Raw genomic sequence first — 14,676 nt, 5'->3', positions numbered from 1 at the left:
AAGTTCGAATCTAGATCAAAACATATATTCGTAAGACAATACTATAAATATATTTTGATATATGTCTGATAACAATATACAAATCTTCGATACAACTTTGCGTGATGGGGAACAAGTTCCAGGTTGCAAACTTAATAAAGAACAAAAAGTACTTATCGCAGAACGGTTAGATGCGCTTGGTGTCGATGTTATAGAGGCCGGTTTTCCGGTATCTAGTCCTGGCGATTTTAAATCAGTTGAGGCTATTTCAAAAATGGTAAAAAATGCAACTGTTTGTGGGTTAACCCGTTCGGTTCAAAACGATATTAAGGTGGCTGCAGAATCGTTAAAGTATGCTGTAAAACCGAGAATTCATACGGGTATCGGTACTTCTGATTCACACATAATTCATAAATTTAAATCGAATAGAGAGTCTATTATAGAGCGGGCTTTTGAAGCTGTAAAATATGCGAAATCATTTGTTGAAGATGTTGAGTTTTACGCTGAAGATGCGGGTAGAACTGATAACGAGTATTTAGCTAGAGTTTGTGAGGCTGCTATTAAGGCCGGTGCAACGGTCTTAAACATTCCTGACACTACAGGTTATTGCTTACCAGGTGAGTACGGTGCAAAAATTAAGTACTTAAAAGAGCATGTTAAGGGTATAGAAAAAGCAATTTTATCTTGCCATTGCCACAATGATTTAGGGTTGGCAACTGCAAATTCTATTGAAGGTGTTATTAATGGAGCAAGACAAATAGAATGTACCATTAATGGTATTGGAGAACGTGCAGGAAACACAGCATTAGAAGAAGTGGTAATGGTGTTAAAACAACACCCTTATCTCAACTTAGATACTCACATTAATACGTCAATGCTATACGGAATAAGTCAATTAGTAAGTGATAGTATGGGAATTTATACCCAGCCAAATAAGGCTATTGTCGGTGCAAATGCCTTTGCTCACAGTTCTGGAATTCATCAAGATGGGGTTATAAAAAACCGAGCCACATACGAAATTATAAATCCTAAAGATGTTGGGGTTACTAAGTCGGCTATAGTTTTAACCGCAAGAAGTGGACGTGCGGCGTTGGCTTATAGAGCTAAAAATGTAGGTTATGAACTAACAAAACTTCAGTTAGATGAAGTGTATTCTAATTTTTTGAATTTTGCAGATAGAAAGAAAGAAATAAATGATAATGATATTCATCAAATTATTGAAACGAGCAAGGTGTATCAACAGATAATTTCAGCCTAACCCATAATAGACACATGTCTAAAAAAAGAAATTACCGCTTTCGCGGAAAATAAATATGACAACAAAAAAAACATTATTCGATAAAGTCTGGGATTCTCACGTGGTAAGTAATATAACCAATGGTCCTCAGGTTTTATATATTGATAAACATTTAATTCACGAAGTAACAAGTCCGCAAGCTTTCAATGAATTAGAAGATCGTGGTATTCCGGTTTTCAGACCTAAACAAATTGTGGCTACGGCAGATCACAATACTCCAACATTACATCAAGATCAGCCCATTAAAGATGCACTATCGAGAAAACAATTAGAGCAGCTTTCTGAAAATTGTAAAAAAAACAATATTACATTATATGAATTGGGACATAAATATAATGGAATTGTCCATGTAATGGCGCCTGAGTTAGGGGTTACACAACCTGGTTTAACCATGGTCTGTGGTGATAGTCATACGTCGACACATGGTGCTTTCGGAGCTATTGCTTTTGGTATCGGAACTAGTCAGGTAGCGCAAGTTTTTGCAAGTCAATGCTTGTTGATTACCAAACCAAAAAGTCTAAGGGTTTCCGTTAATGGCAAATTAAAGAATGGCGTCTTACCAAAAGATGTCATTCTTTATATTATTTCAAAATTAGGCACCAATTCGGGTACGGGCTATTTCTGTGAATATGCAGGAAATGTGTTTGAAGACATGAGTATGGAAGGCCGAATGACCGTTTGTAACATGAGTATAGAAATGGGTGCGCGAGGAGGTATGATTGCGCCAGATGAAACTACTTTCAACTATGTAAAAGGACGAAAATTTGCTCCAACAGGAGATGATTTCGAAAAGAAAGTTGTCTATTGGAAAACTTTACCAACAGATAACGGCGCACAATTTGACCAAGAATATAGCTTCGATGCAGAAGATATAGAACCCATGATTACGTATGGCACAAATCCAGGCATGGGTATTAAAATTTCTGAAAATATCCCGGTTGATGAAAACCCATCATTTAAAAAATCATTGGCCTATATGGATTTTGAAGCTGGTGAAAGTTTAATTAATAAGCCTATCAATTTTGTGTTTATAGGGAGTTGTACCAATTCTAGAATCGAAGATTTTAGAGTTGCTGCAAACTATATAAAAGGAAAGAAAAAAGCGGATAATGTAACAGCTTGGTTGGTGCCAGGAAGTAAACAAGTTGAAACACAGATTATAAAAGAAGGCTTAAAAACTGTTTTTGATGAAGCCGGGTTTGAATTGCGTCAGCCGGGGTGTTCGGCATGTTTGGCTATGAATGACGATAAGATTCCACAAGGGGAATACTGTGTATCAACCTCCAATAGGAATTTTGAAGGACGACAAGGTCAGGGGTCGCGTACCATTTTAGCAAGTCCTTTAGTGGCTGCTGCAACTGCAGTAGAAGGTAAAATTATAGATATTTCAAAGCAATTAAATTAATGGAGAAATTTACAACATTACAATCTAGGGCCATTCCATTAAATATTGAGAATGTAGATACCGATCAAATCATACCTGCGCGTTTTTTAAAAGCAACGGATAGAAAAGGCTTTGGTGATAATGTCTTCAGAGATTGGAGATACCATAAAGATGGAACCATAAATACGGATTTTGTTTTAAATGATTCAAAATATTCAGGAAGCATTTTAGTGGCCGGAGATAATTTTGGCTGCGGATCGAGTAGAGAGCATGCAGCGTGGGCCATTACAGATTTTGGATTTGAAGTAGTCGTGTCTAGTTTTTTTGCTGACATATTTAAAGGCAATGCTTTAAATAATGGATTGTTGCCAGTACAGGTGTCACCAGAATTTTTAAGTGACTTAATGCATAAAATTGAGTCCAATCCAGAGACAGAATTAGTAGTTAATCTCCAAAAACAGATTATTTCAATTAAGGATTCAGAATTATCCGAGAATTTCGAAATTGATGCCTATAAAAAAACATGTATGATCAATGGTTATGATGACATTGATTATCTTATAAATCATAAAGAACAAATTGAGACTTTTGAAGCTCAGAAAATATATTAAATAACACAATGAAGTTAAATATAGCCGTTTTACCAGGTGACGGTATTGGTTCAGAAGTAACCAGTCAAGCCGTAAAAGTTCTAAAAGCGATTGCTTCAGAATTTAACCATAATTTTAAATTTACCAATGCAGATGTTGGTGCAATAGCAATAGATAAGTATAATAATCCATTACCGGAGAAAACTTTAGATTTATGTCGGTCTACAGATGCTATTTTATTTGGAGCAATTGGGCATCCGAAATATGACAACGACCCTTCTGCAAAAGTGCGACCAGAACAAGGACTTTTAAGACTGAGAAAAGAATTAGGTCTATTTGCTAATATTAGACCAGTTCAAGCTTATGAGGCATTACTAGATAAATCTCCATTAAAGAAACATATCATTAAAGGTACAGATATTAGTATTTATCGTGAATTAACAGGTGGCATTTATTTTGGTGAAAAACAATTGAGTAAGGATGGTAATGTGGCCTCGGATTTATGTGAATATTCACGGAAAGAAATTGAGCGTATTGCCCACTTGGCTTTTAAAGCGGCACAAATGCGAAAGCATAAAGTAACGTTAATAGATAAAGCCAATGTACTAGAAACTTCAAGACTCTGGAGAAAAGTGGTGGCTGAAATTGCAGAAGACTATAAAGATGTTATCTTAGATTTCTTATTTGTAGATAATGCTGCTATGCAAATGATATTGAATCCTAAACAATTTGATGTAATTTTAACCGAAAATATGTTTGGAGATATTATTAGTGATGAGGCTAGCGTTATCGGCGGTTCTATTGGCTTACTTGCTTCAGCATCGATAGGAGAAAAATACGCAATGTTTGAACCTATTCACGGGTCATTTCCGCAAGCTACGGGAAAAGGAATTGCCAATCCTGTGGCTTCTATTTTATCTGCAGCCATGTTATTAGAACATTTTGGTTTATTCTCTGAGGCGGAGTTGATACGCCTGGGAGTCGATAAATCATTAAAACTTAATATTTCAACACCAGATATAAATACAAAATACGACAATGTAACCACGGGAAAAGTTGGTGAGTTTATCGAAGATTTTATTAATAACCCGAGCGATACCAACATGAATTTTACTAACATCCACTTAGGACAATCTACAATCATATAAATTAAATGCCTACACAACCAAAGCTTACACGATTCAATCAAAATGTTCTATCAAAATATCAGATATATAACAGTATATTTATGACGCTGCCGTTTGATAGTGTGACAAAAACAGGAGCCTTATTGCCTTTATTTCACGAAACTTGTCAAAAAGGATTTGCAAATAAAGAAAACCCAACAGCTATAGTTGAATCATTTTTCAAGAAATATCAAGCCAGACGTTCACCAGAAAGTCAGATTAATTTATTGTTTCGATTTATTCAATATATAGAACGACAAGTTGTTTTATTCGATGCTATTGAGGATGCTGCTTTTCCGGTGGTAAATAACATGGATGGTATTGGGACTTTGAGAAGTCTGAAAGAATCTACGACAGCAGAAAATAAGTTAGATTCCCTTCAGAAATACCTTGAAGAATTTAAAGTGCGGATTGTTTTAACGGCACATCCTACACAGTTTTATCCAGGTTCAGTTTTAGGAATTATTACCGATTTAACAGAGGCCATTCGTCAGAATGATTTGTTGAGAATTAATGATTTACTAGCACAATTAGGTAAAACCCCTTTTTTCAAGCACGAAAAACCATCACCTTTTGATGAAGCTGTGAGTTTAATCTGGTATTTAGAAAATGTATTTTATAAATCTTTTGGATCGATTTACGATTACATTCAACAAAATATTTTCGATGGAAAACAAATAGATAACGATATTATAAATATTGGTTTCTGGCCTGGTGGCGATAGAGATGGAAACCCATTTGTAACTCCAGAAATCACTTTGAAGGTTGCTGCAAGATTACGACTCTCTATAATAAAGAATTATTACAGAAATGTAAGGCAACTAAAGCGAAAGTTAACTTTTGAAGGAGTAGAAGATAGAATGATGAATTTGGAGCGCAAACTTTATAGCATTATTACAAATGAAGCTTCCGACTTAACGCTAAATCATTTTATTTCAGAATTAAAAGCGGTTAAACAGATTATTGTAGAAAACCATCAGTCGCTTTATGTAGAAGAAATAAATAGTTTAATTAATAAAACGCATTTATTTGGGTTTCATTTTGCGAATTTAGACATACGCCAAGATAGTAGAAAACACCACCAGTTTTTTAACGATATGGTGAAAGCTTTAATAGAAAGCGGAAGCGACATACTCCCAAAAAATTATTTCGATTTATCAGAACAAGAACAGGTACAGATTTTATCTAAAGTAGAAGGGGAAGTTGATTTGTCCTTAATTAATGATGCAGAAACTTTAAAAGCTTTAAATACGATGAAAGCGATAAAAGCCATTCAGAAAACCAATGGCGAAAAAGCGGCGAATCGTTATATTATAAGTAATAATCAAACCACCCTTAATGTCATGCAACTGTTTACTATGTTAAAGTTAGTTGCATTTCAAGATGAATTAACGGTTGATATTGGACCACTTTTTGAAACGATAACGGATTTAGAAAATGCACCAGCCGTGATGGAAGAATTATACAAAAATCCTAAATATGCTGCGCATTTAAAATCTAGAGGAAATCGGCAAACCATTATGCTAGGCTTTAGTGATGGCACCAAAGATGGGGGTTATTTAATGGCGAATTGGGCGATATATAAAGCCAAAGAAAATTTAACCAGAGTCTCTAGAGAACATGGTATTAAAGTGATTTTCTTTGATGGTCGTGGTGGGCCACCTGCGCGTGGAGGTGGGAAAACACATAATTTTTATGCGTCTTTAGGACCAACGATTGAAGATGAAGAAGTGCAGCTCACTATTCAAGGGCAGACGATAAGTTCTAATTTTGGGACTTTAGAATCTTCGCAATATAATTTGGAGCAATTAATAAGTTCTGGAATTGGAAATAGTCTTAGCAATAAAGATTTAAGTATGACTCCAGAGAACAGAGAGGTTATGACAGATTTGTCTAAGCGTAGCTACAAAGCTTATTCAGATTTTAAAGCGCATCCAAAGTTTATTCCCTATTTAGAACACATGAGTACGCTTAAATATTATGCAAAAACTAATATTGGTAGTCGTCCATCTAAGCGTGGTAAAGCTGAAGGTTTAGTATTCGAAGATTTAAGAGCCATTCCATTTGTTGGTTCGTGGAGTCAGTTAAAGCAAAATGTTCCTGGATTTTTTGGCGTTGGAACAGCCTTAAAACATTATGAAGATTCAGGAGAGTTTGAAAAAGTACAAACGCTATTTAAAACATCTGATTTCTTTAAAACCTTAATTGAAAACAGTATGATGTCCTTGTCTAAATCCTTTTTTGATTTAACAAGATATATGGCAGAAGATACTGAATATGGCGAATTTTGGACAATTATTTATAACGAATATGAAACATCAAAACGTCTCATACTAAAATTAACAGGTTATAAAGAATTAATGGAAGAAGAGCCTGCGGGTAAAGCATCCATTGCAGTTAGGGAGTCCATTGTTTTGCCTTTGCTAACCATTCAGCAATATGCCTTAAAGAAAATTCAAGAGCTTGAAAAGGCTGGTGTAAAACCAGATGATGAACAAATGAAGATTTACGCTAATATGGTTACGCGTTCATTATTTGGGAATATTAATGCGAGTCGTAATTCGGCGTAAGGAATGGATTTTTAGACTTGTTAAGTTTCAATAATTGATAATTTTTAAAGAATAATAGAAAGTAAAATCCTGCTAAGTTTTAAAACATGGCAGGATTCTTTTGATTAAAAACAGTTATAGGTGAAATGAAAAACCCTTCAAGCAATAAGCCCAAAGGGTTTTCACTAACAACTAGTTTAATATATAAACAACAATTTAAATCCTTAATATTAGTGTTCGTTCAGTCTAAAATCTGGATAAGCATACATGCTATGCTCATGGGCATCAAGACCCTCTAGTTCTTCGCGTTCAGAAATTCTAATTCCAACCGTTTTCTTCAAAATAAAAATGATTAAGAAAGAAGATGTAATACAGGTCCCAGCGTAAGAAACGACACCAATAAATTGACTTACAAGTTGTGCACCACTAGCTAGCGCACCAAAGATTCCTACAGCTAAAGTTCCCCAAATACCACATGCTAAGTGAACGGCAATAGCGCCAACAGGATCATCTAATCTAATTTTATCTACCAATGCTACGGCAAAAACAATAGTTGCTCCTGCAACAGCACCAATAATAATGGCGTCGGTTGGACTCATTTGGTCAGCGCCAGCAGTTATACCAACTAGACCTCCCAATATACCATTAAGAAACATTGTTAAGTCTAAATTTTTATATTTTAATGTAGAAACTAGGGCGGCAACAACACCACCAGCTGCGGCGGCTAAACAAGTAGTAACTAATGTCAACGATGTTAGACTTGGGTCTGCGGATAATACAGAGCCACCATTAAATCCAAACCAGCCCAGCCATAAAATGATAACACCAGCAGTTGCTAACGGAATATTATGTCCAGGTATTGCTTGTGGTTTTCCATTTTTAAATTTACCAATTCTAGATCCTAATAAATATACTGCAACCAAAGCAGCCCAGCCACCCACAGAGTGTACTAATGTTGAACCTGCAAAATCATAAAATGGTGTTTCTAAAGTTTGTAAAAAACCGCCTCCCCATTTCCATGAACCGGCTATTGGATATATTAATCCAACATAGATTACGGTGAACATCATAAAAGGGCCTATTTTCATTCGCTCTGCAACGGCTCCGGAAACTATAGTCGCAGCAGTAGCGGCAAACATTCCTTGGAATAAGAAATCCGTCCAGTAAGTATAACCTTCATTATAGGTTAAATCTAGTGTTCCTTCAGCGGTTAAGGGAGAGTCTAAGCCAAACCCTGCGAAACCTATAAATCCATTGAAATCTCCTGGATACATGAGGTTAAATCCAACTAAACAATAGAGTAATAAACCAACTGTGATAATAAAAATGTTTTTAAATAAAATATTAAGGGTGTTTTTTTGACGTGTTAATCCGATTTCTAAAAATGCAAATCCTAAGTGCATAAAGAACACGAGTGCTGTACAGATCATCATCCATACATTATTTATAGTTAATAATTCCATGTGTTTTATTTTAAAGTGGTTCCTCCTTTTTCTCCTGTTCGTATTCTATAACATTCTTCGATATTTGAAACGAAGATTTTACCATCGCCAACATCTCCTGTAGATGCAGAATCTAGTATAGCTTTTATGGCTACGTCTAGAAAATCGTCATTAACCACGATTGATAAATAACGTCTTTGAATATCACTTGTGCTATAAGACACACCTCGGTAAACATGCCCTTCTTGTTCGTTGCCGAGTCCAGTAACATCCCAATAAGAGAAAAAGTTTATTCCGACTTCATGAAGAGCATTTTTTACAGTAGTAAATTTGGATTTTCTAATTATTGCTTCGATTTTTTTCATAAAAACTGGTTTTTTATTTTCCACGAAAGAGGAAATCTTAATAAATGTTTAGTGAGTAAATTTTAAAAGGTGTAGATCGCTGCTAATGCTCCTAAACTACTTGAAGCCTCTCCGTCAGCGTCAAAATAACGATCGTCCCAATTCCTCCAAACGTCTAATCCAAGTTCAGGTTTAATGATTAAGTGACTGTCTACAGTATAGTAACCTGTTAAAGTTGCTGCGAATACACTTGGTAAGTCATCATCTTCTTCAGCATAATATCCAAAATATTCACTTTTTAAGCCAAGTGCTAATTTGTTAGACATGGAATATTGGAAGTATAGAGCAGCGTCATAGAGTCCATTGGCGAAATTATCGCTCAGTACATCGCCGTTGTCATCAAATAAATAAGAAGTTCTTTGATGAGCAGCGTTAATTCCTAAGAATATTTCTTCAGATACCTCAAAACCACCAGTATTATCGACTTTGAAACTTAAGCCGTTATTAGCGCCATTATCATAATATGAATTTAGAACTTGTCCTTTGTAACCTAGTTGAGCTCCAAAAGAATAGTCTCCTGTTGTAGTGGTGTCATTGGTGCCCCAAGGATTCATAACAGCGAGCATTAGGCTAAAATCTTCAGATAAGGCAATATCTACTTTTAGTCCGAGATGTGAGAAAGGTCTGTTAATAAATAAATAAGAGGTGCTATAGTTAAAGTTTACAACTGGGGCAAGAACTTCATAACCTAAAAACGTATTAAAACGGCCGAATATTAAAGTGGTGCTTTCTGATACGTTCCAGTAGGCATCAACACTACCTCTAAAAATGAATTTATTTACAGCAATTACTCCAGAATAATCTTGTGCATAAAGTACTAATGACATTGATAATGATGTTAAAGTGAAATTTTTTTTAATAATTACTGTTTTTAAAACGTTAACCTCAATCAAAACTATGTAATATTGAAGTATACCCATTAAAAAACAGGGTATATATTTAATTTTTATGAAAATGTGATTTTGAGCCATTAAAAAGAGGGGTTAAAGTTATTTAAAGGTATTTTTTTATTATATCGATATTTTGGGTTTTCATATTTCGAAGTAAAAATGAGATATTATTAAATAGTTCTTAAGTTATAAGTCTTAACGAAATCGTTTTCGCATTAAAAATCAATTTTTATTGAAAAATATTTATTATTCAATTGGTAGTATAATCCGTAATTATTGCAAAATTTTCATTCAACAACCACATTATTATCGATTTGGGAAAAGTGTTTGTACAATTTTTATAATCAGTTTTTTGAATCTATATTAGAGTAGTAATAAGGTGTAAAAACCTATAAAATTTGGGAATTATGCTGAAGAAACAAGGGCTCTATTTGCCAGAATTTGAACACGAAAATTGTGGAGCAGGATTTATCTGTAATCTAAAGGGCGAAAAGACAAACCAAATTATACATGATGCACTAGAAATATTAGTAAAATTAGAGCATCGAGGAGGTGTAAGTGCTGATGGGAAAACGGGTGATGGAGCAGGTTTGTTAATAGATATTCCACATGCCTATTTTAAGCGTGTTTGTAGTTTTAAAGTTCCTGTTAAAGGGAAGTATGCTGTAGGTATGGTGTTCTTGCCAAAAAATAGAAATCAATACAAGTTTTGTAAGGATCATTTTGAGAAAGAAATTCTCGCTCAAGGGCTAACGGTTATAGGTTGGAGAGAGGTGCCTGTAGATTCTACGCAACTAGGAGAAATCGCTTTGGCTTCAGAGCCAAATATTGAACAACTATTCGTTGGTAAATCAAATGAAGTATCCGAAGAAGACTTTAAAGCAAAACTCTATGCTGCACGTAAAATTACTGAGCATATTGTACGACAATCAAAAATGTCGCAAAGTTCATATTTCTATGTATCTAGTTTGTCCATGAATACACTTATATATAAAGGTATTATTATGCCAGAAGATATAGGGCCTTATTATAAAGATTTACAAGAAGATGATTTGGTAACGCGTTTGGCATTAGTGCACCAACGTTTTTCAACTAATACAATGCCAACTTGGGAATTAGCGCAACCCTTCCGATTTATGTGTCAGAATGGAGAAATTAACACCCTTCGTGGAAACGTGAGTAGAATGCGTGTGCGTGAAGAAATCATGAAAAGTGAGGTTTTCGGTCCGCAAATCGATAAATTATTCCCAATCATTTTACCAGGAAAGTCAGATTCGGCATCTATGGATATGGTAGTAGAATTATTAACGCATACTGGACGATCGTTGCCAGAAGTCATGATGATGATGATTCCAGAAGCATGGGAAAAACATAAAACCATGTCGCCAGAGCGTAAAGCGTTTTACGATTACAACGCTTGTATTATGGAGCCTTGGGATGGTCCAGCTTCTGTGCCATTTACAGATGGTAATTATATAGGTGCACTTTTAGATAGAAATGGTTTAAGGCCATCGCGTTATACGGTTACCAAAAGTGGTAAACTAATAATGTCTTCGGAAATTGGAGTTGTTGATATCGATCCTGAAGATGTACAAAGTCATGGTCGTTTAGAGCCAGGTAAAATGTTTTTAGTAGACATGAACCAAGGTCGTATTATTAATGACGAAGAAATAAAAAGTAAAATCGTTAAGGAGAGACCATATCAAGAATGGTTAGATAAGACGAGATTGCATTTAAAAGATATTCCATACACAGGCGAAACGTGTCCTGTAGAGTTGTTAGATATTAAAACAAGACAACGTCTGTTTAATTATACGTACGAAGATATTCAAGAGGTCATCACACCAATGGCGCAAAAAGCCAAAGAAGCTTTAGGTTCCATGGGAATAGACACACCTTTAGCTGTGTTATCAAACAAACCACAGTTAATTTCAAACTACTTTAAGCAGTTGTTCGCGCAAGTAACTAATCCGCCTTTAGACGGAATTAGAGAAGAAATTGTAACAGATATTAGTCTCTCTTTAGGAAAGGATAGAAATATTTTCAGCATTACAGAAAGACAATGTCGAAAGTTGAAAATTCAGAACCCAGTAATTTCAAATGACGATTTAGCAAAAATTAGAAATATTCAAGTGGAAGGTTTTAAAGCTGAAACTGTTGAATTATTATATCAAAAAGATAAAGGACTTAACGGGTTGGAAGATGCTTTAGATGATATTATTATTCAAATTGAAAAAGCGCTGACTCGAAAAACCAATATCATCATTTTATCAGATAGAGGTGTAAGTAAGGTAATGGCGCCAATTCCTGCGCTGTTAGCGTGTTCCTATGTGAGTCATCAAATGAACCGTTTACGTAAGCGTTCCTATTTCGATATTATAATCGAATCTGCAGAACCACGTGAGCCACATCATTTCGCAACCTTATTTGGTTATGGCGCATCTGCTGTAAATCCTTATATGGTTAACGAAATTATCAGAATGCAAGTGACAGATGGTTTTATCACTGATATGGACGAGCAGAAAGCAGTTGATAATTTCAATAAAGCCATCGGAAAAGGAATTCTGAAAGTGATGAATAAAATCGGTATTTCGACGTTACGTTCGTATAGAGGTTCTCAAATTTTCGAAATCGTTGGTTTTAATTCACAATTCGTAGAAAAATATTTCCCATATACAGCATCAAGAATTGAAGGTATTGGGTTGTATGAAATCGAAAAAGAAATTGATAAACGATACAAACATGCGTATCCAAGTAATGTTTTAGATAAACGTTTAGGGTTAAATATTGGTGGCGATTACCGATGGAGACGAAATGGAGAAAAACATTTATTTAATCCAACAACGGTTGCCAAATTACAACAAGCGGTTCGTTTAAGCGATCAAGCGAGTTATGATGTGTATGCAAAAAACATCAATGAGCAATCAAAAAATTTAATGACCATTCGAGGCTTATTCGAATTTAATAATATCGATCCTATTCCAATTGAAGAAGTAGAGCCTTGGACAGAAATTGTAAAACGTTTCAAAACAGGAGCCATGTCTTATGGTTCAATTTCTCGTGAAGCACATGAAAATTTAGCCATTGCCATGAATAGAATTGGAGGAAAATCTAATTCTGGAGAAGGTGGAGAAGATAGAAGACGTTTTCAGCCAGATGTGAATGGAGATAGCAGAAACTCTGCAATTAAGCAAGTAGCTTCTGGTCGTTTTGGAGTAACGTCGCATTATTTAACCAATGCTAAAGAGATTCAAATTAAAATGGCTCAAGGTGCAAAACCTGGAGAAGGCGGTCAGTTGCCAGGCGAAAAGGTACTACCTTGGATTGCTGCGGCTCGTAACTCAACACCATTCGTGGGATTAATTTCGCCACCACCACATCACGATATTTATTCTATTGAAGATTTAGCACAATTAATTTACGATCTTAAAAATGCAAATCGAGATGCTAGAATTAATGTAAAATTAGTCTCTGAGGTTGGTGTTGGTACCATCGCAGCTGGTGTTGCAAAAGCAAAAGCAGATGTTGTACTCATCGCAGGTTACGATGGTGGAACAGGAGCATCACCTTTAACATCGTTAAAGCATGCTGGTTTACCATGGGAACTTGGTTTAGCAGAAGCGCAACAAACTTTAGTACTTAATAATTTAAGAAGTAGAATTGTTGTAGAATGTGATGGACAATTAAAAACTGGTCGTGATGTTGCTATTGCAGCTTTATTAGGAGCTGAGGAATTTGGTTTCGCCACGGCACCTTTGGTCGCTTCAGGTTGTATTATGATGCGTAAATGTCATTTAAATACCTGTCCTGTTGGTATCGCAACACAAGACAAAGAATTGCGTAAAAACTTTAAAGGCACACCAGAGCACGTTATTAATTTCTTCTATTATATCGCAGAAGAATTAAGAGCAATTATGGCAGAACTTGGATTTAGATCAATGGCAGAAATGGTTGGTCAAACGCATAAAATTAATGCCAATAAAGCCATCAAGCATTACAAAGCTAAAGGCCTAGATTTATCTTCAATTTTACACAGACCAGAAGTCTATAATCAAATGACGGTTAAAAATACTGAGAAACAAGAACACAACTTAGATAGTGTTTTAGATTTCAGAATTTTGAAAGATTCACATCGTGCTTTATACCGAAAAGAGCAAATGACATTATCGTATCCTATTAAGAATACTAATAGAACTGTTGGAGCAATTGTAAGTAACGAAATTTCGAAAATATATGGTCATTTAGGATTACCTGAAGATACCTTAAATATCCATTTTGAAGGTTCAGCCGGACAAAGTTTCGGAGCTTTTGGAGCTCACGGATTAACATTCAACCTTCAAGGAAATACCAATGATTATTTAGGTAAAGGTTTGTCTGGAGCCAAATTAATTGTAAAGAAACCTGAAAAGGCAGATTTCAAAGCAGAGAACAATATCATTATTGGTAATGTGTGCTTGTTTGGAGCTGTTGAAGGTCAGGCTTACATTAACGGAATTGCAGGCGAGCGTTTTGCAGTTAGAAACTCTGGTGCAACTGCGGTTGTAGAAGGTGTAGGAGATCACTGTTGTGAGTACATGACAGGTGGAAAAGTAGTAGTTCTTGGTAAAACAGGACGAAACTTTGCTGCAGGAATGAGTGGAGGAATCGCTTATGTATACGATCCAGAAAACAAGTTTAAAAATGGTTTGTGTAATACCGAAACTATAGAGTTTGAAAAGATTCTGAAGAAAGATGCAAACGATTTAAAAGCAATGATAGAGAAGCACGTAAAATATACAAACAGTGATTTAGGAAAATCGCTATTAGATGATTGGGAAACAAGCTTGAAGCATTTTGTACGCGTAATGCCTACGGAATACAAACGTGCATTGAAGCGTTTAGAGACAGAAGAACAAATGGTTGAAGAGTTAGAAATAGCATAGTGTTACGCTGTTTTGAAGAGTTAAAGAATAGGAATTTAAATTTAGAAAGTATG

Annotated in this window: 9 protein-coding genes; 6 read left to right on the top strand and 3 right to left on the bottom strand. The window is 35.3% G+C overall.

The annotated features are described in order from the left end of the window. Positions 1–61: 61 nt before the first annotated feature. From QMA06_RS00415 to QMA06_RS00395, 5 genes are read left to right on the top strand one after another with little or no spacing between them, the layout of a single operon-like run. Positions 62–1,237, top strand: coding sequence for a 2-isopropylmalate synthase (locus tag QMA06_RS00415; protein ID WP_290204909.1), 1,176 nt, complete (start codon positions 62–64; stop codon positions 1,235–1,237). Positions 1,238–1,292: 55 nt separating this feature from the next. Further along, positions 1,293–2,681, top strand: a complete 1,389-nt coding sequence (gene leuC, locus QMA06_RS00410; protein ID WP_290204908.1) for a 3-isopropylmalate dehydratase large subunit — start codon at positions 1,293–1,295, stop codon at positions 2,679–2,681. Beyond that, entirely contained in the window at positions 2,681–3,271 is a 591-nt protein-coding gene (gene leuD, locus QMA06_RS00405; protein WP_290204907.1) for a 3-isopropylmalate dehydratase small subunit, read from the top strand. Before leuC ends, leuD begins: the two co-directional genes overlap by 1 nt. Positions 3,272–3,279: 8 nt before the next feature. Continuing rightward, positions 3,280–4,398: a 3-isopropylmalate dehydrogenase gene (gene leuB, locus QMA06_RS00400; protein ID WP_290204906.1), complete on the top strand. Its 1,119-nt coding sequence runs from the start codon at positions 3,280–3,282 to the stop codon at positions 4,396–4,398. 5 nt (positions 4,399–4,403) lie between these two features. Next, positions 4,404–6,986, top strand: coding sequence for a phosphoenolpyruvate carboxylase (locus QMA06_RS00395; protein ID WP_290204905.1), 2,583 nt, complete (start codon positions 4,404–4,406; stop codon positions 6,984–6,986). A 209-nt stretch (positions 6,987–7,195) separates the two neighbouring features. Here the strand turns inward: QMA06_RS00395 and QMA06_RS00390 are convergent, their stop codons facing one another. From QMA06_RS00390 to QMA06_RS00380, 3 genes are all read right to left on the bottom strand, one after another. Continuing rightward, entirely contained in the window at positions 7,196–8,428 is a 1,233-nt protein-coding gene (locus QMA06_RS00390) for an ammonium transporter (RefSeq protein WP_290204904.1), read from the bottom strand. Between the two features lie 5 nt (positions 8,429–8,433). Next, positions 8,434–8,772, bottom strand: a complete 339-nt coding sequence (locus QMA06_RS00385) for a P-II family nitrogen regulator (protein WP_290204903.1) — start codon at positions 8,770–8,772, stop codon at positions 8,434–8,436. 62 nt (positions 8,773–8,834) lie between these two features. Beyond that, entirely contained in the window at positions 8,835–9,638 is an 804-nt protein-coding gene (locus QMA06_RS00380) for an outer membrane beta-barrel protein (protein ID WP_290204902.1), read from the bottom strand. 470 nt (positions 9,639–10,108) lie between these two features. Here QMA06_RS00380 and gltB point away from each other — a divergent pair, with 470 nt between their 5' ends. Continuing rightward, complete coding sequence (gene gltB, locus QMA06_RS00375) at positions 10,109–14,623, top strand: glutamate synthase large subunit (RefSeq protein WP_290204901.1); 4,515 nt, start codon at positions 10,109–10,111, stop codon at positions 14,621–14,623. Positions 14,624–14,676 lie beyond the last annotated feature (53 nt).

The organism is Winogradskyella bathintestinalis, from assembly GCF_030407435.1.
GTDB classification, from domain to species: domain Bacteria; phylum Bacteroidota; class Bacteroidia; order Flavobacteriales; family Flavobacteriaceae; genus Winogradskyella; species Winogradskyella bathintestinalis.
The sequence above is the reverse complement of the archived record's forward strand: the minus strand, read 5'-3'. Positions and strand labels throughout refer to the sequence as shown.